This window comes from Mycolicibacterium pallens (assembly GCF_019456675.1).
In the GTDB taxonomy this organism is placed as follows: Bacteria; Actinomycetota; Actinomycetes; order Mycobacteriales; family Mycobacteriaceae; genus Mycobacterium; species Mycobacterium crocinum.
Map to the genome: position 1 here is coordinate 5,455,002 of NZ_CP080333.1, position 19,560 is coordinate 5,474,561.

23 protein-coding genes and 1 pseudogene are annotated in these 19,560 nt (G+C 67.1%); 14 read left to right on the plus strand and 10 right to left on the minus strand.

What is annotated here, in order from left to right:
• Positions 1-69: 69 nt before the first annotated feature.
• Together K0O64_RS26655 and K0O64_RS26660 are read left to right on the plus strand one after the other, a co-directional pair.
• Positions 70-705, plus strand: a complete 636-nt coding sequence (locus tag K0O64_RS26655) for a class I SAM-dependent methyltransferase (RefSeq protein WP_217353544.1) — start codon at positions 70-72, stop codon at positions 703-705.
• A gap of 258 nt (positions 706-963) precedes the next feature.
• Positions 964-1,683, plus strand: coding sequence for a hypothetical protein (locus tag K0O64_RS26660; protein ID WP_164520147.1), 720 nt, complete (start codon positions 964-966; stop codon positions 1,681-1,683).
• A gap of 527 nt (positions 1,684-2,210) precedes the next feature.
• On the opposite strand, the gene K0O64_RS26665 is transcribed toward K0O64_RS26660, so the two are convergent.
• The gene (locus K0O64_RS26665) at positions 2,211-3,881 is read right to left on the minus strand and encodes an FAD-binding dehydrogenase (RefSeq protein WP_220045834.1); all 1,671 of its coding nucleotides are present in this window, start codon (positions 3,879-3,881) and stop codon (positions 2,211-2,213) included.
• A gap of 43 nt (positions 3,882-3,924) precedes the next feature.
• On the opposite strand from K0O64_RS26665, the gene K0O64_RS26670 reads away from it, so the two are divergent.
• Both K0O64_RS26670 and K0O64_RS26675 read left to right on the plus strand, forming a co-directional pair.
• The gene (locus K0O64_RS26670; RefSeq protein ID WP_071948860.1) at positions 3,925-4,290 is read left to right on the plus strand and encodes a hypothetical protein; all 366 of its coding nucleotides are present in this window, start codon (positions 3,925-3,927) and stop codon (positions 4,288-4,290) included.
• A gap of 60 nt (positions 4,291-4,350) precedes the next feature.
• Positions 4,351-5,370 carry an iron-containing redox enzyme family protein gene (locus K0O64_RS26675; RefSeq protein ID WP_096312420.1) on the plus strand — a complete coding sequence of 340 codons (1,020 nt, stop codon included), beginning with the start codon at positions 4,351-4,353 and terminating at the stop codon, positions 5,368-5,370.
• On the opposite strand, the gene K0O64_RS26680 is transcribed toward K0O64_RS26675, so the two are convergent.
• Both K0O64_RS26680 and K0O64_RS26685 read right to left on the minus strand, forming a co-directional pair.
• The gene (locus K0O64_RS26680; RefSeq protein ID WP_425574774.1) at positions 5,350-5,529 is read right to left on the minus strand and encodes a CDGSH iron-sulfur domain-containing protein; all 180 of its coding nucleotides are present in this window, start codon (positions 5,527-5,529) and stop codon (positions 5,350-5,352) included. The two genes, K0O64_RS26675 and K0O64_RS26680, sit on opposite strands and share 21 nt — an antisense overlap.
• Before the next feature lie 44 nt (positions 5,530-5,573).
• Positions 5,574-6,269, minus strand: a complete 696-nt coding sequence (locus K0O64_RS26685; protein ID WP_071948857.1) for a HemK2/MTQ2 family protein methyltransferase — start codon at positions 6,267-6,269, stop codon at positions 5,574-5,576.
• A gap of 124 nt (positions 6,270-6,393) precedes the next feature.
• On the opposite strand from K0O64_RS26685, the gene K0O64_RS30405 reads away from it, so the two are divergent.
• On the plus strand, positions 6,394-6,648 hold the full coding sequence (locus K0O64_RS30405; RefSeq protein WP_425574772.1) for a hypothetical protein: 255 nt from the start codon (positions 6,394-6,396) through the stop codon (positions 6,646-6,648).
• A gap of 69 nt (positions 6,649-6,717) precedes the next feature.
• A complete protein-coding gene (locus K0O64_RS30410; protein WP_425574773.1) occupies positions 6,718-7,092 on the plus strand; it encodes a hypothetical protein in 375 nt (124 codons plus the stop codon).
• On the opposite strand, the gene K0O64_RS26695 is transcribed toward K0O64_RS30410, so the two are convergent.
• On the minus strand, positions 7,089-7,262 hold the full coding sequence (locus K0O64_RS26695) for a hypothetical protein (protein WP_164520148.1): 174 nt from the start codon (positions 7,260-7,262) through the stop codon (positions 7,089-7,091). The two genes, K0O64_RS30410 and K0O64_RS26695, sit on opposite strands and share 4 nt — an antisense overlap.
• A gap of 85 nt (positions 7,263-7,347) precedes the next feature.
• On the opposite strand from K0O64_RS26695, the gene K0O64_RS26700 reads away from it, so the two are divergent.
• Positions 7,348-7,932, plus strand: coding sequence for a hemerythrin domain-containing protein (locus K0O64_RS26700; protein ID WP_096312422.1), 585 nt, complete (start codon positions 7,348-7,350; stop codon positions 7,930-7,932).
• A 58-nt stretch (positions 7,933-7,990) separates the two neighbouring features.
• Here the strand turns inward: K0O64_RS26700 and K0O64_RS26705 are convergent, their stop codons facing one another.
• The 3 genes from K0O64_RS26705 to K0O64_RS26715 form a co-directional block, all read right to left on the minus strand.
• Entirely contained in the window at positions 7,991-8,884 is an 894-nt protein-coding gene (locus tag K0O64_RS26705; RefSeq protein WP_220045835.1) for a manganese catalase family protein, read from the minus strand.
• Positions 8,885-8,969: 85 nt separating this feature from the next.
• Positions 8,970-9,956 carry an LLM class F420-dependent oxidoreductase gene (locus K0O64_RS26710; RefSeq protein ID WP_220045836.1) on the minus strand — a complete coding sequence of 329 codons (987 nt, stop codon included), beginning with the start codon at positions 9,954-9,956 and terminating at the stop codon, positions 8,970-8,972.
• Positions 9,957-9,999: 43 nt separating this feature from the next.
• On the minus strand, positions 10,000-10,464 hold the full coding sequence (locus tag K0O64_RS26715; RefSeq protein WP_071948853.1) for a GatB/YqeY domain-containing protein: 465 nt from the start codon (positions 10,462-10,464) through the stop codon (positions 10,000-10,002).
• Here K0O64_RS26715 and K0O64_RS26720 point away from each other — a divergent pair.
• The 5 genes and pseudogenes from K0O64_RS26720 to K0O64_RS26740 all read left to right on the plus strand — a co-directional run bounded on the left by K0O64_RS26720 (position 10,463) and on the right by K0O64_RS26740 (position 15,868).
• A pseudogene (locus K0O64_RS26720) lies at positions 10,463-11,781 on the plus strand (DUF7847 domain-containing protein). The gene K0O64_RS26715 and the pseudogene K0O64_RS26720 overlap by 2 nt on opposite strands.
• Before the next feature lie 13 nt (positions 11,782-11,794).
• The gene (locus K0O64_RS26725) at positions 11,795-12,448 is read left to right on the plus strand and encodes a DUF4129 domain-containing protein (protein WP_220045837.1); all 654 of its coding nucleotides are present in this window, start codon (positions 11,795-11,797) and stop codon (positions 12,446-12,448) included.
• Positions 12,445-13,566, plus strand: a complete 1,122-nt coding sequence (locus K0O64_RS26730) for a DUF4350 domain-containing protein (protein WP_220045838.1) — start codon at positions 12,445-12,447, stop codon at positions 13,564-13,566. Before K0O64_RS26725 ends, K0O64_RS26730 begins: the two co-directional genes overlap by 4 nt.
• Complete coding sequence (locus K0O64_RS26735; RefSeq protein ID WP_071948851.1) at positions 13,563-14,546, plus strand: AAA family ATPase; 984 nt, start codon at positions 13,563-13,565, stop codon at positions 14,544-14,546. The genes K0O64_RS26730 and K0O64_RS26735 overlap by 4 nt, the downstream gene beginning before the upstream one ends.
• Positions 14,546-15,868 carry a DUF58 domain-containing protein gene (locus tag K0O64_RS26740; protein ID WP_220045839.1) on the plus strand — a complete coding sequence of 441 codons (1,323 nt, stop codon included), beginning with the start codon at positions 14,546-14,548 and terminating at the stop codon, positions 15,866-15,868. The genes K0O64_RS26735 and K0O64_RS26740 overlap by 1 nt, the downstream gene beginning before the upstream one ends.
• A 1-nt stretch (position 15,869) precedes the next feature.
• On the opposite strand, the gene K0O64_RS26745 is transcribed toward K0O64_RS26740, so the two are convergent.
• A complete protein-coding gene (locus K0O64_RS26745) occupies positions 15,870-16,862 on the minus strand; it encodes a stage II sporulation protein M (RefSeq protein WP_220045840.1) in 993 nt (330 codons plus the stop codon).
• 28 nt (positions 16,863-16,890) lie between these two features.
• Here K0O64_RS26745 and K0O64_RS26750 point away from each other — a divergent pair, with 28 nt between their 5' ends.
• A complete protein-coding gene (locus tag K0O64_RS26750) occupies positions 16,891-17,751 on the plus strand; it encodes an RDD family protein (RefSeq protein ID WP_071948848.1) in 861 nt (286 codons plus the stop codon).
• Here K0O64_RS26750 and K0O64_RS26755 read toward each other — a convergent pair.
• Positions 17,748-18,206, minus strand: coding sequence for an anthrone oxygenase family protein (locus tag K0O64_RS26755; RefSeq protein ID WP_220045841.1), 459 nt, complete (start codon positions 18,204-18,206; stop codon positions 17,748-17,750). The genes K0O64_RS26750 and K0O64_RS26755 overlap by 4 nt on opposite strands.
• A gap of 85 nt (positions 18,207-18,291) precedes the next feature.
• On the opposite strand from K0O64_RS26755, the gene K0O64_RS26760 reads away from it, so the two are divergent.
• Complete coding sequence (locus K0O64_RS26760) at positions 18,292-19,224, plus strand: AraC family transcriptional regulator (RefSeq protein ID WP_220045842.1); 933 nt, start codon at positions 18,292-18,294, stop codon at positions 19,222-19,224.
• On the opposite strand, the gene K0O64_RS26765 is transcribed toward K0O64_RS26760, so the two are convergent.
• Positions 19,211-19,552: a hypothetical protein gene (locus K0O64_RS26765; protein ID WP_225933549.1), complete on the minus strand. Its 342-nt coding sequence runs from the start codon at positions 19,550-19,552 to the stop codon at positions 19,211-19,213. The genes K0O64_RS26760 and K0O64_RS26765 overlap by 14 nt on opposite strands.
• Positions 19,553-19,560: the final 8 nt, after the last annotated feature.

Below are 19,560 nucleotides of genomic sequence, written 5' to 3' on the forward strand. Positions count from 1 at the left end.
GCGAATCTTGCGACTCCCCACATCCAGGACATCGCTGAGAACGCGGGTGTCGGTCGTAATGTGCAGACGATGACGAACATGAAAGCCCGCGCGGCGCATTGGAACGAGCGGTACCGCTCGGTGGGCGCGGAGCACGTGAGTTGGTTCGAGCCGGAGCCTAATCAGTCGCTGGCTCTGGTGCAGCTGGTGGCCGCAGACCACAACGCATCGGTGATCGACATCGGAGGCGGGGCCTCGTCGCTTGCCGGATGTCTCCTCGAGCGGGGCCACACCGATGTTTCAGTCCTTGATGTCTCGAAAGAGGCACTCGACGCCGCCAAGGCGCGACTGCCGAAGCCCGAGCTGGTCACCTGGATTCAAGCCGATCTGCTCGAATGGACTCCGGACCGGCGATGGCGGATCTGGCATGACAGGGCCGTCTTTCACTTCCTGACCGAACAACGTGATCGAGCCACCTACCGATCTCTGCTGCATCGGGCAATCGAACCCGGGGGCGCAGCGATCATTGCGACCTTCGGTCAAGACGGACCGACCTCGTGTTCTGGACTGCCGGTGGCGCGCTACAGCGTCGAAGCCCTGGCTGCCGAAATCGGTCCAGGCTTCACGCTGATCGGTTCGGGTGGCTATGACCACCACACTCCCGCCGGGGTGACGCAGAAATTCGCGTGGGTGGTGTTGCGCGCGGAGGGAACGTCGCCCAACTGAGTGACCAAAATCATCGATGGTTATTCGGTTGAGGCTCTTGCCTTTTCGGATCTATAGCCCCGGTACTGGTGGACGCCAGCGCGCTCGCGGACCCCGTCCGGCTGAGGCATGCAGATCCTTCAACCATCGAACTGGCACTTCGTGAGCACGAGCCTGAAGTCCACACCCGCCGCCGTCACTGGCCGACCTAGACGCGGCCGCCACCGAGCCGGATATCGCCCGCGCGAAGCTCGCCGCCGGAAACCCGAACTTGACGACGTGTCCGCGCGAACGCGGCGCTATGCCGTCGATGACCTCAGCATCGACGACGTCGACAAGATCGATCGGCTCTTACGTCGAATCGTGCAATGGGCTCCTCGACGCGCCCGCGCCGAACGCACCGAACCAGTCCTCAGACCGCTCGTAGCACTCGGCTCGGGACGACGTCGACCCTGTGGCGATCAGAAGAGTTTTGGCAGACCAATCGATGGCAGACCAATCGGCGGCAACCCGATCGGCGGTGGCGGCGGCAACGCCGGCAACCCGATCGGCGGAGGCGGCGGCAACGCCGGCAACCCAATCGGCGGAGGCGGCGGCAACGCCGGCAACCCAATCGGCGGAGGCGGCGGCAACGCCGGCAACCCAATCGGCGGAGGCGGCGGCAACGCCGGCAACCCAATCGGCGGAGGCGGCGGCAACGCAGGCAACCCAATCGGCGGAGGCGGCGGCAACGCAGGCAACCCAATCGGCGGAGGCGGCGGCAACGCAGGCAACCCAATCGGCGGAGGCGGCGGCAACGCCGGCAGACTCAGTGCCGGCAATGCTGCAGCCGAAAACGCTACCGGGGCCGCCGACGACGACGGATTGAGGGCATTCTGGATGAGCGAGTACGTCACCGCCGAGACAGCAGAACCTGCGACGGCCGTCGCGCCGCCGATCGCACCATTGGCGACCGGTACCCCAATGGCGGTTGCGATGTTGGCCTGGGTGTTCTCGTAGGCCGAGTCGCGCACCTCGTCGACCGAATGACCGATCGTGTTGTTGTACGCATTCGTCAAGCTGTCGAGGTAGTGCTGCAAATCCGACGACTGGTCGGTCGGTTGACTGGGTGCGGCTGACGCCGTGCCGCCCGCCGCAAACAACGCCCCCAGCGTCAGGGACGTGGCGGCTACCGCTCGGAGCGATGTATATCGAAGGCTCATCTAGGCCCCTTCCTGCTTGGGCCATACTATCGGGCCGAGCCGAAAATCGACACTTACAATTTTCTAAGGTAGTAAGGGCTCGGTCAGCAAAGTTGAGGCGCCCCCGTCAGATCGTTGAGTAGCGTCAGCATTGGTGCTTTTACACAAGCGCGTCACGGTAGTGCAATGGCCAATGGCCAGTACGGCGGCTCGCACCGACTGCATGGACAGCACAATCAGGTGCCATCGAGGGCACCGCCCGCTTCCCCGTAGTTACAAGGACCGCAAAGGTCCGATCGGTGCCAGACGTACAACCCGGTTTCACTCGCCGATGCAATGATCACCTCATAGTGCCGCCGCGGCCGCCCGTCCGGCGGCGCGGCCGGAGAACAGGCAGCCACCGAGGAACGTGCCCTCCAGCGCGTTGTAACCGTGCACGCCGCCGCCGCCGAAGCCGGCGACCTCGCCCGCCGCGTACAAACCATCCACCGGATTGCCGTCCACCCCGATGGCCCGCGACGACAGATCGGTCTGAATCCCACCGAGAGTCTTACGCGTCAGAATGTGCAGCTTCACCCCGATCAGCGGCCCCGCCGCCGGGTCGAGAATCCGGTGCGGCGCGGCGGTCCGGCCGATGCGGTCGCCGATATAGCGTCGGGAATTGCGGATACCTTGCACCTGAGCGTCTTTGGCGTACGGGTTGGCCATCTGCAGATCGCGCGACTCGATCTGCCTCCGGATCACCCCGGCGTCCAGCAGTGGTTCGTCGGTCAGCGCGTTCATCTTCGCCACCAACTCGTCGAGGCCGTCGGCCACCACGAAATCCGCGCCGTTGCGTTTGAAGGCCTCGACCGGCGCCGGCGCACCCTTGCTCAACAACCGTTCTTTGAGGAACCCGGCCCGGTCCTTGCTGGTGATGTCGGGGTTCTGTTCGGAACCCGACAACGCGAACTCCCGCTCGATGATCTTCTGGGTGAGGATGAACCAGCTGTGGTCATAGCCCGCGATTTCTGGAGTGGTGCGCAGATAGCGCAGGGTGCCCAAGGTGTCGTAGCCGGGTAGGTAGGGCTCGGGCAGACGACGGCCCAGCGCGTCGAACCACATCGACGACGGCCCCGGCAGAATCCGGATGGCATGCCCGGGCCAGATCGGATCCCAGTTCTGCACACCCTCGGTGTAGTGCCACATGCGGTCGCGATTCACCAGGCGCACGCCGGAGTCCGCGGCGATGTCGAGCATCCGGCCGTCGACGTAGGCCGGAACTCCGGTGATCATCGACGCCGGCGGAGTGCCCATCCGCTGCGGCCAGTAGCGCCGCACGATCTCGTGGTTTCCGCCGATGCCGCCGGTGGTGACGATCACGGCCTGGGCCGCAAACTCGAAGTCGCCCAACCGTTCCCGGTTCGACGGGGCGCCGCGCGGGGCGTCATCGGGTGCCAGGATGGCGCCCCGCACGCCGGTGACGGATCCGTTTGCGATGACCAGTTCGTCGACCCGGTGCCGGTGCCGGAAGGTCACCAGTCCGCGCTCGGCGGCGGCCAACGCCGACTTGACGAACGGTTCGACGACTCCGGTGCCGGTCCCCCAGGCGACGTGGAATCGCGGCACCGAGTTGCCGTGCCCGTCGGCGCGCAGGTCGCCACGCTCGGCCCAGCCGACCGTCGGAAGGAACTTGATGCCGTGCCCGAGCAACCACGAACGCTTCTCGCCGGCGGCGAAGTCGACATAGGCGCGGGCCCACCGCACCGCCCAGCTGTCCTCGTCGTCGATCCGGTCGAACTGCGCGCTTCCGGACCAGTCACCCCAGGCGAGTTCGACGCTGTCTTTGACGCCCAGGCGTCGCTGCTCGGGAGTGTCGACGAGGAACAGCCCACCGAACGACCAGAACGCCTGCCCGCCCAGATTGGCCTCGTTCTCCTGGTCGAGCAGCAGCACCTTCTTGCCGCGGCTGCTCAATTCATGGGTGGCGACCAAACCGGCCAAGCCTGCGCCGACGACGATGACATCTGCGTCCATTAATCTCCAGCCTTCGGTGTCGAGACAGGATTATCGTCCCTCCATGACGGAAGTTAGTTTCGATCGGTGGTACCGCCCGCTGGCCACCCCGCTGGGCCTCGGCCCCGGCCGCTGCGACGTTTCCGTCGCTGCCGGCACGCTGCATGTGTCGATGGGCTGGGGATTCTCGGCCGACATTCCCTTGGCTTCCATCACCGATGCCAAGCCGGCGAAGGGGCCGTTCCTCGGTTGGGGCGTGCATGGCTGGCGGGGACGCTGGCTGGTCAACGGTTCGTCGAAGGGCGTTGTTGAGCTGACCATCGATCCGCCGGTACAGGCCAAGGTGGTCGGTGTCCCGACGACGTTGCGCACATTACTGGTCAGCGTCACCGACCCGGATGCTCTGATCGCCGCTTGCTCGCGCAACTAAAGGCGCAACTAAAGTGACGATTGGGGTTTAGCTCCGCCCGCGGCCGGGGATAGACAGGGCGTGACGCTTGCTCCCATAGTTGTAGAACCTCGCCTCCCCGAAGCCCGCGGCCCGGCGTCCATGGCAGTCCTCGACCTTCTGACCGAGCGTGCGCCCCGCAATCATCTGCAGCGGATCGATTCGTCCCTGCACGACTCCGATCCCTACGGCATCGACGTCCAGCTCGCCCTCTACGTCTGCTACGAACTCCATTACCGCGGTTTCGCCGGCGTCGACCCCGGCTGGGAGTGGAACCCTGGACTGCTGCATCTGCGGGCCCAACTCGAAGAGGCGTTTCTGGCCGCCGTGCAGCGCGATGTCGGCGACATCAGCGCCGAGGACACCGCCGACGCCGAGATGGAGAAGCTGACCATCGAGCCGGCTAATGGCACCGGGCCGTCCTATTACCTTCGCAGCACCGGCACCTGGGAGCAGATGCAGGAGTACTTCGTGCATCGCTCGCTGTATCACCTCAAGGAGGGTGACCCCCATGCGTGGGCCATCCCCCGGCTGACCGGATTGGCCAAGGCAGCGTTCGTGGCCATCGAGTTCGACGAATTCGGCGGCGGCAGAAGCGATCACGTGCACCAGCAGCTGTTCGCCGATCTGATGGTCGCCGCCGGCCTGGACGCCAGCTATCTCGGTTATATCGACGCAGTACCCGCCGAGTCGCTGGCGGTGGTGAACCTGATGTCGTACTTCGGTCTGCACCGCGAGCACCGGGGTGCGGCCATCGGACACTTCGCGTCCACCGAGATCACCTCATCGCCGGGGTCACGCCGGCTCGTCGAGGCGATGGAGCGCATGGGCGCCCCGGAGACGTGCGCGAGGTTCTACCGGGAGCATGTCGAGGCCGACGCCGTGCACGAGCAGGTCGTCCGCACCGATGTCGTCGGGGACCTGGTGAGCCGGGAGCCGGCGCTGGACCGAGACGTCGTCTTCGGCATCAGAGCCCACCTGATGGTGGAGGATCGCCTGGCCGATCACCTGATGCGGTGCTGGACTAGCGGGCGCAGCTCGCTACGCCGGCCGCTGAGCTGAGGGCTCACCGCCGCCGGCACGCTTGCGGCGGCGGTGACTGGTATCGCACAGCGGATATGTCTTGCTGCGCTTACACATACAGATGGCGACCATGAATCGGTCGGACTCGACGACGGTTCCGTCAGGCATTTCGATCCGCACCGGCCCCTGAACCATCATGGGGCCGCCGTTGACGATCCGGACCAGCCGGGATTCGTCCTCGCTCAACGCTTTTCCGCTTGAATGACCACGATTTCCTCTTCTCGTCGGCCCACGGGCAGCATCCCGATGCGCTCCATCCATGCCGCCCGGGCGGTCATCACCGGACCGAACGGAATGAGCTGGCTGAGAATGACTTCAGCGTCGAGACCAGCGCTGCGCAACCGGCGCAACGACTGCTCGGTGTCCGAGAACTCCGACTGCACGATCAGCATCGTACCGCTGCCGGTCAGCAGGTCAGCAGCCGAATCACACAGCGGATTCAGCACCTGGCGGCCGTCGACACCGGCGTTCCACGCCGTCGCCGGGCCCACATCCGCGGGAATCTCTTCCAGGTGGGCGTCGGGACTTGTTGGCACGTAAGGCGGATTGGACACGACCACGTCGAACGGGCCGGCTTCCAGCGCGTCTCCCCACGTCCCCAGCCGCGCATCGACACCCACGCCGGCGTCGGCAGCATTTCCCGTCGCGCACTGAACTGCCTTCGGACAGATGTCGAAAGCCGTGACGCTGCGGGCGCCCAGTTGTGCGGCGGCAATCGCGATGACGCCACTCCCGGTGCACACGTCAGCCACACGACGTCCCGTGACGGCGCCGGTGAGAGTCATCGCCTCAATAAGCAGTTGTGAATCTTGTTGCGGCGCATACACGCCTGCGGTAGCTGCAACCGAACTCTGAAGGTCGGGATAAAGAATGGTCAACGTTGGCCTTTCGACAGTCGGTCGCGCCGTGTTTTCTCACCGCGCTGCGAAATAAATGCCCAATTACGACACCGTTAAACCCGCTACGTGTTTGCCTGCACCGTTGACCGGGAAGGTGATCGGTGTGAAAGTTTCCGATCTTGCAGCCCTGCCCATCGCTGCCGGTGCAGCCCTCCGGCAGCGCCGCTTCTTTCATCCTGTCGGGGTCTTGGCCAACGGCACGATCGAGCGGATGTCGCCTCCTGGTGAGGGTTTGCCGGTGGAGTCCGGAACCATCTTGGGACGCGTCTCGAAGGCGGTCGGCACGCCGGGCTCGTTGCCCGACGCCGCCGGGCTGGCCTGGCGGATGCCGCCGAGCCCGTTCGCTGCCACCCCGTAGGATGTCCTACTGGCGACCGCAGGCTTCGGTTCGAGTGCCCTGCTGCCCAACCGGGTGGCACTGCGGCCGGTGACGTCTTGGTCCGAGGCCTGGTACTCGAGCCTTCTGCCGCTGCGCTACGAGGATGACCTGTGGTGGATCCGGGCACGGCTCACCACCCCCGTCAGCGGCTCAGGCCTGTCTCTGCAGGCGGTCCACGAGCACATCAACGGCGACGGACTGGAATTCGACGTCGAGCAGGCCTGTGGCAACGGCGAATTCGAGCCGCTGGCCCTTCTCCGGCTCACCGAGGTCGTGCCGCTGGCCCAGCAAGCCGAGCATGACGTCGCCTTCGACCCCGTGCGCCACAGCGCGCCCGAGGTCCGGGTGTGGCCCGAATGGCTGCGCAATTTCCGCGAATCGGCGTATCGCAACAGCCGCGAAGGACGCGACGCCGAAGGCTAGTCGGGCGGCTCCTGGTCGGGAGTGTCGGCGACGTCCGGCGCAACCTCACGGGTGGCCATCCCGCCCTCGCGGCCCTTGTCCGCGGGCCCGGGCCGACCGCCGCGCGGTTCGTCCTGGTGGTCGTCGGTGTAGTCGGCGTGATCTTCCTCATCGGAGGTCCGGTCGGTCATGACGCCGGGATTACCCGAGGCTCTCCGTTTCAACCCTTTGGTGGGGGGTATCACGCCACGACGACGCCATGACGAGGGGAAATGAATGGATGCGTTGAGTTTTCTGCGTGCCGACCACGAGAGTGTGCTGGGCATGTTCGAGGTTCTCGACGGTGCTCCGAAGGGCACCGGTTCAACCCAGAGTGGCCTGGACACCATGGTGACGAACCTGGTGATCGCCGAATCGCAGCACGAGGCAATCGAGGAGCAGTTGTTCTGGCCGCTGGTGCGCAAGGCCCTCGACAACGGTGACGAACTGGCCGACCAGGCGATCGCTCAAGAGCAGGAAGGCAAGAAGCTTCTGCAACGCCTCGAGGACGGCAATCCCGGGGAGGCCGACTACCACGAAGCCCTGACCGAGTTCATCAAGGCCGGCCGGGAGCACATCGCCTTCGAACAGAACCAGGTGTGGCCGCTGCTGCGCTCGGCTGTCGGTCAGGCTGAGCTCGAGCAGCTCGGCCAGAAGTTGGCCACCGCCAAGAAGATTGCGCCGACCCGGCCGCATCCCGACACCCCGCCGAGCGCCCTGGTTCAGCAGACGATGGGTACCGCCGCGGCCGTCGTCGACCATGCCCGTGACGTCGTGACCGGTCGCCCGAGCAAGAACCCGCCGGATCCGCAGAGCCACTGACCTGCCCGAAAACATAGCCGGCCCCGGATCACCGAGGCCGGCTATCTCCTTTCACGAATCAGCTTGTAGCGACTCGCTGTTCATGCGTGAACGGCTTCTCGCTGTCCACGTTCGGCGTGCCGCCCGGGCTGCGCTGCTCGCCCTGGTTCTTCCTTGCGTCGCCGCCGAGCCACTGCTCGGTCGGGTTGGACACGTACTCCCACTCCATGCCGTCCGGCCACGGACCCTGACCCTGGTTCCACGGGCCCCGGACATCGCCGTCACCGTTCGACATGTTGAACGCGACGTTCTGGAGACGCTCGTCGCCGGCGAGATGCCCCGGCGGGAAGTTCACCGGCAGTTCGTTGATCGCGGCGGTGAACTGCTGGTAGTGCGCCACTTCGCGGGTCATCAAGAACGTCAACGTGTCCTGGACGCCCGGATCGTCGGTGAACTGCTTGAGGTATTCGTAGACGATCTTGGCCCGCGATTCGGCGGCCAAGTTGCTGCGAAGGTCCACTGACGGGTCCCCGTTGGAGTTCACGTACGCGCCACTCCATGGCACGCCTTGCGAGTTGCTGACATCCGGGCCGCCGCCGGTCAGTGCGAAGTACAGCGGATTTACCGCGACCTCGTGAATCACCGACTCGCGGCCATCCTTGCTGGCGATCGCCGGCATCCAGTCACACTTTTCGTTGGCCAGCTTGAGATCGTCGTTGAGTCCGTCGAGCAGCATGGTGATCATCGATCCGACCATCTCGAGGTGGCTGAGTTCCTCGGTGGCGATGTCCATGAACAGGTCGTACATCTTCGGGTTCTTACCGCGCAGGATGAATGCCTGGGTGAAGTACTGCATCGCCGCTTTCAATTCGCCGTTGGCACCGCCGAATTGCTCTTGCAGCAGGGTGGCGAAGCGCGGGTCGGGTTGATTGACCCGCACCTCGAATTGAAGGTCTTTGTTGTGGATGAACATCCGTCCCCCTTCTACTTGTTTGGGTCTGGCCCGGTTACCCCGCGGGTTAGGTGCCAAACGCCCGGCAGAACAAGGGATTACGCTGTCAGTCGGCCGCCTCGCGCAGCTTGGCCAGCAGCGGCTCGGCGGCGTTGGCCAGGAATTCGTCCTGCCCCTCATCGCCGATCTGCACCAGTGCGATATCGGTGAACCCGGCCTCCCAGTAGGCACTGACCGCTTCGACGATGGCGTCCAGATCCGGTCCGCAGGGGATGCTTTCGGCGACGTCCTCTTCGGTGACGTACTGCGTAGCGCCCGCGAACCCGGCCGGGGTCGGCAGGTCGGCGTTGACATCCCAGCCACCGCCGAACCAGCGGAACTGCTCGTGCGCTCGTTTGATCGCGGCGTCACGATCGGGATCCCAGCACACCGGGATCTGCCCGATCACCCGGCCGCCGCCGGCCAGACCGGTGGCCTGACGGGCGCCGTGCCAGCCGTCGACGAGCTTGCCGTCGGGTTCGACCGCGATCATGTGGTCGCTCGCGGTGGCGAAAGCCTCCAGCGAGCGCTCGCCGGAGACCGCGACACCGATGGTGACCGGCACGTCGGGAACATCCCAGATCCGCGCCGAATCAACCTGGAAATACTCACCCTTGTAGTCGACGAGCTCACCGCTCAACAACTCGCGGATGATCGCGATCGCCTCTTTGAGCATGTCCTGGCGACGCTGAATCGTGGGCCAGCCCCTGCCGACGACGTGTTCGTTGAGATTCTCACCCGAACCCAGCCCGAGCGTGAATCTGCCGTCGGCCAGAATCTGCAAGGTCGCGGCCTGTTGCGCGACGACGGCGGGGTGGTAACGCATCGTCGGGCATGTCACGTAGGTGTAGAGGTCGACCCGTTCCGTCGCGTGGGCGACCGCGCCCAGCATGGTCCAAGCGTTGGGCGCGTGGCCCTGTGAGGTCAGCCAAGGCGAGAAGTGGTCACTGGAGACCTCGAAGTCGAAGCCCACTTGTTCGGCCGAAACCGCGTAGCGCACAAGCTCTTTGGGCCCGCTCTGTTCGGTCATCAGGGTGTATCCGAAACGCGTCATGCGCGACGGGTACCCCCACGTCAGATACCGAAACGAACGCGGGCTACAAGCGCGCCTTCACTGCCGCAGACAGTCGCGATCCGTCGGCCTTGCCCGCGGCGATCGCGGTGGCGGCCTTCATCACCAGGCCCATCTGTCTTGCCGACGGTCGCTCCCCGATCTCTTCGGCCACCTGCGCGATCGCGGTATCGGCCACGTCGGCCACCTCCGCGGCGGTCAACGGTGTCGGTAGGTACTCGTCGATGATCCGCGCCTCGGCGTGCTCCTCGGCGGCGAGCTCACCGCGGCCGTTCTGGGTGTAGATCTCCGCGGACTCGCTGCGCTTCTTGGACTCCCTCGCGAGGACCTTCAGCACGTCCTCGTCGGAAAGATCCCGCGCCTGCTTGCCCGAGACCTCCTCGGTCTGGATCGCCGCGAGCAGCAGCCGCAACGTCGCGGTGCGCAACTTGTCCTGGGTCTTCATCGCTTCGGTGAGGTCCGATCTCAGCCGGTCCTTGAGCTCCGCCATGGCGCAAACGCTACGCGCCCGGGATGGCCGGGACGTTGAGAAATACCCCGACGGTCGACAGGATGGGCTGATGAGCAACGACGTCGGGGGCGTTCGCCGGTGACGACTCCGCCTGCCGGACCGCCAGGACCGCCGCCGGGATGGCCTGGTCAACCACCATTCCCGCCGCCCGGCTATCCCCCGTCGGGGTACCCACCGCCGGGTTATGGGCCGCCGGGATACCCACCACCCGGGTACGGCCCGCCGGGGTATCCGCCGCCTGGCTACCCACCGGCTGGTTACACCCCGGTCGGCTACGGACCTCCGGGCTACCCCCCACCGGGATATCCGCCGCCGGGTTGGGCCGGCCCGCGTAAGCCGGGCATCATCCCGCTGCGCCCGCTGTCGCTCAGCGACATCTTCAATGGCGCCGTCGGTTACATCCGGGCCAACCCGAAAGCCACGTTGGGCCTGACGACGGTCGTCGTGGTGGTCACCCAGGCCTTGGCACTGATCCTGCAGCTGGGCCCGCTGCTCTCGATGGGCAAGGTCGGTTCCGAGACCGGCGAGGAGTTGTCCACACCGGCACTGGTGGGTTCCGCGGCGTCCAGCGTGGCCAGCGGTGTGACCACAGCGCTGGCCGGAATCCTGCTGGCCGGCATGCTCACCGTCGTGGTCGGCCGAGCGGTGTTCGGCGCCAAGATCACCGTCGGCGAGGCATGGCATCGGCTCCGCGGCCGACTGTGGGCACTGATCGGCTTCAGCGCTCTGGAAGTCCTCGCCGCAGTGCTGCTGATCGGAGTGGTCGTGGCGGTCATCGCCGGCATCGCGGTCGCGGCCAACGGCACCGCCGCGGTGATCGTCGGCATCCCGCTGGTGCTCGCGTTGATCGCTGCGCTGGTTTATCTGTACACGTCCCTGTCGTTCGCGCCGGTGGCTGTCGTGCTGGAGCGCAAGCCGATTGTCGCGTCGATCCGTCGCTCATTTGGGTTGGTACGCAATCATTTCTGGCGGGTATTCGGCATCCGACTGCTCGCCTCGGTGGTGGCCGGAGTCATCGCCGGCGCGGTCTCGGTCCCGTTCAGCCTTGCCGGGCAGCTGTTTCTGATCGGCGGAAGCTCGTCGGGATCGATCGTCCTCGCGACCACTCTGGCGGCGATCGGGGGCGCGATCGCCCAGATCATCACCGCGCCGTTCACCGCGGGCGTGACGGTGCTGCTCTACACCGATACCCGCATCCGCGCAGAGGCGTTCGATCTGGCGCTGCAGAGCGCCACCGGCGCCGCGGCCGTCGACAATGAAACCGCCGACAATCTGTGGCTCGCACCGGGGCGTTGACGCGCCGATCACCATGCCTGCCATCGACATCGACCGGGATGCTGCCCACGACGCGGCCCAGCGTGAGCTGGCCAAACCGATCTACCCCAAGGAGTCGTTGACCGACCGGCTCAGTGAATGGCTGCAGGAGCTGCTGTACCGGGTGATCGCCAAAGGGTCGTCGATCCCCGGTGGCTGGTTGACCATCGCGGTGCTGGCGATCGTCGTGCTGATCGCATTCGTTGTCGCGGTGCGGATCGCCAGGACCACGATGCGGACCAACCGCGGCGCCGACGCCGGACTGTTCGGCACCCGGGAGCTCAGCGCCGCCGAGCATCGAGCCACGGCGGAGTCGTATGCCGCGCAGGGCAACTGGGCCGCGGCGATTCGGCACCGGCTTCGCGCGGTGGCCCGCCACCTCGAGGAGAGCGGTCTGCTCAATCCGGTTCCCGGTCGCACCGCCAACGAGCTCGCCCGTGACGCGGGTGAGCTGTTGCCGGCATTCGGCGGCGAGATGAGGCGGGCGGCAACGGTATTCAACGATGTCACCTATGGCGAACAGCCGGGCAGCGAATCCGACTACCGGATGGTCGCCGACCTGGACGAGGCGCTGCGCCGCCACGCCACCCCGGCCGGTCACGACGCGGATGCCACCGTCGTCCCCGACACGTGGGCCCCGCTGCGATGAGCACCACCGTCGGCCAGCGATGGCGTACCGGACGCTGGATTGCCCTGGCGCTGATCGTCATCTCGGTGATCGCCGCGGTCAGCTCCTTCCTCACCGCACCACGCCCGGGTGGCCGCATGGATCCGGATTCGACCGGGCCCGATGGCGCGCACGCACTGGTCGCTCTGCTCCGCGACCGCGGCGTCGACGTCGTCGTCGCCTCCACCGTGGCCGACGTCGAGCGAGCCGCCCGGCCGGACACCCTGCTGCTGGCAGCCGAGACGTACTACACCCGTGGTGAGGATCTGCTGAGCCGGCTGACCGCTGTCCCCGGTGACCGGCTTCTGCTGGAACCCACCTCGCGGGTGCGGCAGTCGCTGGCTGCGGGCATCCGCATCGACAGCGCGACCATGCTCACCTCCGAGCCCGATTGCGATCTGCGCGAGGCGAATCGGGCCGGGACCGTGCAGCTGGGTGCCACCGACACCTACGAGAAGGCCGGCGATGCCGACGTGACCCGCTGTTATGGCGGAGCCCTGGTGCGCTATCAAGACAGCGGCCGGACCGTCACGGTCGTCGGCAGCGCGGACTTCATGACCAACGGCGGATTGCTTCGCGAAGGCAACGCGGCCCTCGCGATGAACCTGGCCGGCGAGCAGCCGCGGCTGATCTGGTACGCACCGCAGAAGCCCGAAGGTGACGCAGCGGCAGGCTCGTCACTGACCGACCTGATGCCCGATGCGGTCACCTGGTTGCTGTGGCAGCTGTGTCTGGTCGTGGTGCTGCTGGCCGTGTGGCAGGGCCGACGGCTGGGGCCGCTGGTCGCCGAGAAGCTGCCGGTGGTCGTGCGCGCCTCGGAGACGGTCGAGGGCCGGGCCCGGCTCTACCGGTCTCGCCGGGCCCGCGGCCAGGCCGCCGAAGCCCTGCGCATCGCGACGTTGCAGCGGCTGACTCCGCGACTCGGCTTGGGTCCCAACGCTTCTCCTGCCGCCGTCACCTCCGCCATCGCCCAGCGTTGCGCCGGAGATCCGAACGCTGTGCACCATCTGCTGTTCGGACCGCCGCCGTCAACCGATTCCGATCTGCTTCATCTGGCCCACGCACTCGACGACATCGAAAGGCAGGTCACGACGTCGTGACGAATTTCGCCCCACCTCCCGCCCCAATCGCCGAGCACGACGCGGCCCGCTCCGCCCTGCTCGCCCTGCGCGGCGAACTCGCCAAGGCCGTCGTCGGTCAGGACGCCGTGGTGAGCGGGCTGGTGATCGCGCTGCTGTGCCGCGGACATGTTCTGTTGGAAGGTGTTCCGGGCGTGGCGAAAACGCTGCTGGTGCGTGCGCTATCCGCCGCACTGCAACTGGACTTCAAGCGGGTGCAGTTCACGCCCGACCTGATGCCGGGTGATGTCACCGGGTCACTGGTCTACGACGCCAAGACGGCGGCGTTCGAGTTCCATGAGGGACCGGTGTTCACCAACCTCATGCTCGCCGACGAGATCAACCGCACCCCACCGAAAACCCAAGCGGCGCTGCTGGAGGCGATGGAGGAACGCCAGGTCAGCGTCAGCGGTGAGGCACGGCCGCTGCCGGATCCGTTCATCGTGGCCGCCACCCAGAACCCGATCGAGTACGAAGGCACCTATCAACTGCCCGAGGCCCAGCTGGACCGCTTCCTGCTGAAGCTGAACGTTCCATTGCCGCCGCGCGATCAGGAGATCGCCATCCTGTCGCGGCACGCAAACGGTTTCGATCCGCGCGATCTGAGCACCATCCGCCCGGTGGCCGGCGCCGCCGAGCTGGCCGCCGGCCGCGAGGCGGTGAAGCGGGTGCTCATCGCCGACGAAGTTCTGGCCTACATCGTCGACATCGTCCACGCGACAAGGAATTCCCCGTCTTTGCAGCTCGGTGTTTCACCGCGCGGTGCCACCGCCCTATTGGGTACGGCACGGTCCTGGGCGTGGCTGTCCGGCCGCGGTTACGTCACGCCGGACGACGTCAAGGCCATGGCCCGCCCGACGCTGCGCCACCGCATCGCGCTGCGCCCGGAAGCCGAACTCGAAGGAGCCACCCCCGACGGCGTGCTCGACGGCATCCTGGCCGCGGTGCCGGTACCGCGCTAGTGATCCTCACCGGGCGCGCCGGCCTGATCGCCCTTGTGGGCACGCTGCCAATCGCGCTGTCCCCCTGGCCGGCAACGACATTCGTTGTCGTTCTCGTGGTGTTGCTGGCTGTTGTGGGCAGCGATGTGATGCTGGCCGGAAGTCCGCGGGCGCTGCGGTTGACCCGCGCGCCCGACACCTCGGCACGGCTGGGGCAGTCGGTGGATGCCGTCGTCCACGTCCACAACACCGGATCGCGCCGCTTCCGTGGTGCGCTGCGCGACGCCTGGCCACCCAGCGCCTTCGCTGAACCCCGCTCACATCGACTGTCGGTGCGGGCCGCTGAAACTGACACCGTCACAACGACTTTGCGACCCGTACGCCGTGGTGATCTGCGCTCAGAGGTCGTCACCGTCCGATCGATCGGGCCACTGGGCGTGGCCGGCCGGCAGCGGTCCCATCCAGTCGCCGGCCAGGTGCGCATCCTGCCGCCGTTCCTGTCGCGCAAACACTTGCCGTCCCGGCTGGCGCGGCTGCGGGAGATCGATGGCCTGCTGCCGGTGCTGATCCGCGGCCAGGGCACCGAATTCGACTCGCTGCGCGAGTATGTGGTCGGCGACGACGTCCGCTCGATCGACTGGCGAGCCACCGCCCGCCGCGCCGACGTGGTGGTCCGCACCTGGCGGCCCGAACGCGACCGGCGCGTGGTGATCGTCCTCGACACCGGCCGTACGTCCGCCGGCCGCGTCGGCGTCGATCCCACCGCGCGCGACCCGGGCGGCTGGCCGCGGCTGGACTGGTCGATGGATGCCGCACTGTTGCTGGCCGCGCTGGCGTCCCGTGCCGGCGACCACGTCGACTTCCTCGCCCATGATCGGCTCACCCGCGCCGCGGTCTTCGGCGCTTCTCGGACCGAGCTGCTGGCTCACCTGGTCGAGGCGATGGCGCCGCTCGAACCGGCGCTGATCGAATCGGACGCGACCGCGATGGTGGCCGCCGTGCAGCGACGGGTGCGCCGCCGCGCGTTGGTGGTGCTGCTGACCGACCTCAATTCCTCGGCCCTCGAGGAGGGTCTGCTGCCGGTGCTGCCGCAGCTGTCGGCCAAACACCAGGTGATCGCCGCCGCCGTGTCCGATCCCCGGGTCGATGAACTGGCCGCGGGCCGGGCCGACGCCGCCCAGGTCTACGACGCAGCGGCCGCCGAACGGGCCCGCAACGACCGGCGCAGCATCGCCAGCCGGTTACGACACAGCGGCGTCGAGGTGGTCGACGCGGCGCCGGACGATCTCGCACCCGCGTTGGCCGACCGCTATCTGGGGATGAAGGCCACCGGGCGTCTGTAGTTCAGCCCGTCGGAACCACATCGGGGGCGTCCTGCACATCACCGGTCTCCCCGGCGCGGCTGGCTTTGCGGCCGAAGTAGATGACGTACGCGAGGAACCCGACCTCGGCGGCCACCCCGATGCCGATGCGGATGAACGTCGGCAGCGGGGCCGGCGTCACCAACGCCTCGATCAAGCCGGACACCAGCAGCACACCGGCGAGCCCCACGGCCGCGGCCACCACCGCGCGGCCCTGTTCGGCCAAGGCCTGACTGCGCGGTCGGTCGCCGGGGGAAATCACCGTCCAGCCCAGTCGCATGCCCACCGCACCGGCCAGGAAGACCGCCGTCAGCTCCAGCAGACCGTGCGGGATGAGCAGTCCGAACAGCACATCGGCCTTGTCCGCGTGGATCATCAGACCGCCGACCACACCGAGGTTGGCCGCGTTCTGGAAGAGCACCCACGGGATCGGGATGCCCAGCAGGATCGCGAACGCGATGCATTGGGCGGCCACCCACGAGTTGTTCACCCACACCCGCAGCGCGAACGAGCCGGCCGGGTTCTCGCTGTAGTAGAAGGCGAAGTCGTGGTTGATCAGATGCTCGATCTCCTGCGGCGTGCTCAGCGCCGACTGCACTTCCTGGCTGCCGCCCACCCAGATCCCGATCACGGCGGCAACGGCGAAGAACGCGACGGCCGTGGCCAGCCACCACCGCCACGCGCGGTAGGCCACGACCGGGAACGAGACCGTCCAGAACCGGGCGAACTCATGCCACATCGGAGCGTGCGCACCGGTGACAGCGGCGCGGGCCCGGGCGACAAGGCTGGACAGCCGGCCCACCAACACCGAGTCCGACGAGGCCGACCGCACCATCGACAGATGCGTCGAGACCCGCTGATAGAGCTCGACGAGTTCGTCCACCTCGGCCCCGGAGAGGCGACGGCGCCGCTTGACCAGCTGCTCGAGCCGGGTCCAGGTCTCCTGGTGAGCCAGCACGAAGGCGTCGACGTCCACCCGGCCGACACTAGTACCGTGGACCGTTATGGTGCCCGAGACTGTGGTGACCGGCGACGCCGTCGTCCTCGACGTCCAGATCGCCCAGCTGCCGGTGCGGGCCGTCGGCGCGCTGATCGACCTGGCGGTCATCATGGTCGGCTACATCATCGGTGTGCTGTTGTGGGCGGCCACGATCACGCAGTTCGATGAGGCGCTGTCCGCCGCGGTTCTGATCATCTTCACGCTGCTGACGCTGATCGGCTACCCCGTCGTCTTCGAAACAGCCACGCGCGGAAGAAGTCTCGGCAAGATCGCGATGGGCCTTCGGGTGGTGTCCGACGATGGCGGGCCAGAACGCTTCCGCCAGGCGCTGTTTCGTGCGCTTGCCGGTTTCGTGGAGATCTGGATGTTCATGGGTGGCCCCGCGGTGATCTGCAGTCTGGTCTCACCGCGCGGTAAGCGGATCGGGGATGTCTTCGCCGGCACCATTGTGATCAGCGAACGAGGGCCGAAGCTGCCGCCACCGCCGGTGATGCCGCCGGCACTCGCGTGGTGGGCGTCTTCGCTCGAGCTTTCGGCGCTCGGTCCCGATCAGGCCGAACTGGCCCGCCAATTCCTCGCTCGCGCACCAGAATTGGCCCCCGGCGTCCGCGACGAGATGGCCTATCGCATCGCCATCGACGTGGCGAACCGGATCTCTCCGCCGCCACCACCGGGCGTGCCTGCGCACTATGTCCTGGCCGCCGTGCTGGCCGAGCGGCACCGCCGCGAGCTGGTGCGGCTGCGCCCACCCGAACCGGCACCGCCGTATGCCCCGGGGCCGCCGCCGTATCCGGTCGGCCCGCCGCCGGCACCCGGGCCCGTTGGACCGCCACCCCGCAGCGATGGGTTCGTGCCGCCGAGTTAGCGCAGCCGCACACCGATCAGCATCGACGCCGAACCGATCAGCGGTGCAACGCTTCGCACGTGGTTCCACAGCGTCCAGATGCGGTGGTACTCCTGCCACGGCAATGACGCGGCAAGGCGGTCGTTCAACGGCACGTTGACCGCGACCGTGACAACCAGAGGCACCAACGCCAGGACCGCCCCGGCCAGCAGCCAGCCGCTACCCGGAAGGCGGATCTGCCGCAGCGCGGCGATGCCCACCACGAGGGCAACCAACGCCGATCCCAAGAACAGCATCAAAAACGGCGCGTTCGCCTGGGCCTCGGCATTGATACCGCGCATCGCGGTGGCCGCGGCGTCCGGACCGGTCCGGTCCAGACCGCGCATCACGAAGGTGGAGAACGCGTAGAACAGGCCACCGACCGCGGCGGCAGCGATTGCGGCAACGGTGGCCAGGGTGACCACGGGGTTCGGCATAGGCCAAGTAGAGCCGTCACCGATGAGACGCGAAATGGTTGAACGTCGCCTCTGCATACGCCTTCGTCTCATCTAGGCTTCAGACGTGGACGCTCTGGTCGGACTTCTCGACGGGGTGCGCGCGCATGGTGCCTTTGTGCTGCGGATGGCGCTCGACCCGCCATGGTCACTGCGCATTCAGGACGAAGCTCCGCTCACCCTCATCTGCGTGACCGACGGCACCGCCGTCCTGTCCCCCGACCACGGTGCAGCGGTCCATCTGCACGCCGGCGACGTCGCACTGGCCCGCGGTACCGAAAACTACGTGCTCGCCGATAGCGCCGCCACGCCACCGCAGGTCGTCATCCACCCGGGCCAGAGGTGCACGACGCTGTCCGGCGAAGACCTGACATTCGCAATGGCACTGGGTGTGCGGACGTGGGGTAACAGCGCGACCGGCAGCACGCGCGCGGTCGTCGGCGCCTACGAAGGCCACAGCGCAGTGAGCGCACGACTGCTCGACGCACTGCCGGATGTTGCGGTCCTGCGGGCGGCCGACTGGAACAGTGGACTTCCCCAGTCACTCGCCGACGAAGCGGTGCACGACGGCCCGGGTCAGGAAGCTTTCCTGGATCGGCTCCTCGATCTCCTGCTGCTGGACTTCGTGCGTACCTGGTTCAGCCGGCCGGGCTGCGGTCCGCCGTGGTGGGCCGCCGAGTCCGATCCGCTTGTGGGACCGGCACTTCGGTTGATGTACAACAGCCCGGCGCATCCCTGGACAGTGGCGAACCTTGCTGGCGCGGTGGGTAGTTCACGCGCATCGTTCGCGCGACGGTTCGCCGCGCTGGTCGGGGAATCGCCGATCGCGTTTCTCACCTCATGGCGTCTGGCCCTGGCCGCGGATCTGCTGGAGTCCTCCGACGTCACCGTCGGCGCCGTCGCTCGTCACGTCGGTTACAGCACACCGTTCGCCCTCAGCACGGCCTTCAAACGGGCTCACGGGCTGAGCCCGGCGGCCTTCCGGGCTAGGAGAAGGTAGCGGAGAGAATGGCGACGTCGAGAACGATCAGTACCCACGCGACGACCGGTACCACCCAGCCGCGAGGATGCTTCGCGGTGAAGATCGTGATCACGATGGCCGCCACCGCGACCACCGGTGCGCCGTAGGTGAGTAGCCCGTAGACGAAGCCGCTTGGCTTCGGGCAGTTGGGGTTGCTGCATGCGGCGGTGCCCATCACCGCGCCCATGGCGAACAACTGCACCGCCCCCGCGCCCAGGATGGTCGACAGTGCCAGCAGCCAGTTGATCCACAGTCGAGCTCGCGGCGCCTTCTCGGGGTGAGTCTCGGTGGCGTTCGATGCGGTCATAGACGTCG

Excerpts from the sequence above, each read along its gene's own strand:
- K0O64_RS26655 (WP_217353544.1), top strand. The coding sequence starts at position 70 with ATGACGAACATGAAAGCCCGCGCGGCGCATTGGAACGAGCGGTACCGC.
- K0O64_RS26665 (WP_220045834.1), bottom strand. The coding sequence starts at position 3,881 with ATGGACGCAGATGTCATCGTCGTCGGCGCAGGCTTGGCCGGTTTGGTC.
- K0O64_RS26670 (WP_071948860.1), top strand. The coding sequence starts at position 3,925 with ATGACGGAAGTTAGTTTCGATCGGTGGTACCGCCCGCTGGCCACCCCG.
- K0O64_RS26680 (WP_425574774.1), bottom strand. The coding sequence starts at position 5,529 with ATGATGGTTCAGGGGCCGGTGCGGATCGAAATGCCTGACGGAACCGTC.
- K0O64_RS26695 (WP_164520148.1), bottom strand. The coding sequence starts at position 7,262 with ATGACCGACCGGACCTCCGATGAGGAAGATCACGCCGACTACACCGAC.
- K0O64_RS26700 (WP_096312422.1), top strand. The coding sequence starts at position 7,348 with ATGGATGCGTTGAGTTTTCTGCGTGCCGACCACGAGAGTGTGCTGGGC.
- K0O64_RS26705 (WP_220045835.1), bottom strand. The coding sequence starts at position 8,884 with ATGTTCATCCACAACAAAGACCTTCAATTCGAGGTGCGGGTCAATCAA.
- K0O64_RS26710 (WP_220045836.1), bottom strand. The coding sequence starts at position 9,956 with ATGACGCGTTTCGGATACACCCTGATGACCGAACAGAGCGGGCCCAAA.
- K0O64_RS26715 (WP_071948853.1), bottom strand. The coding sequence starts at position 10,464 with ATGGCGGAGCTCAAGGACCGGCTGAGATCGGACCTCACCGAAGCGATG.
- K0O64_RS26725 (WP_220045837.1), top strand. The coding sequence starts at position 11,795 with ATGCCTGCCATCGACATCGACCGGGATGCTGCCCACGACGCGGCCCAG.
- K0O64_RS26730 (WP_220045838.1), top strand. The coding sequence starts at position 12,445 with ATGAGCACCACCGTCGGCCAGCGATGGCGTACCGGACGCTGGATTGCC.
- K0O64_RS26750 (WP_071948848.1), top strand. The coding sequence starts at position 16,891 with ATGGTGCCCGAGACTGTGGTGACCGGCGACGCCGTCGTCCTCGACGTC.
- K0O64_RS26755 (WP_220045841.1), bottom strand. The coding sequence starts at position 18,206 with ATGCCGAACCCCGTGGTCACCCTGGCCACCGTTGCCGCAATCGCTGCC.
- K0O64_RS26765 (WP_225933549.1), bottom strand. The coding sequence starts at position 19,552 with ATGACCGCATCGAACGCCACCGAGACTCACCCCGAGAAGGCGCCGCGA.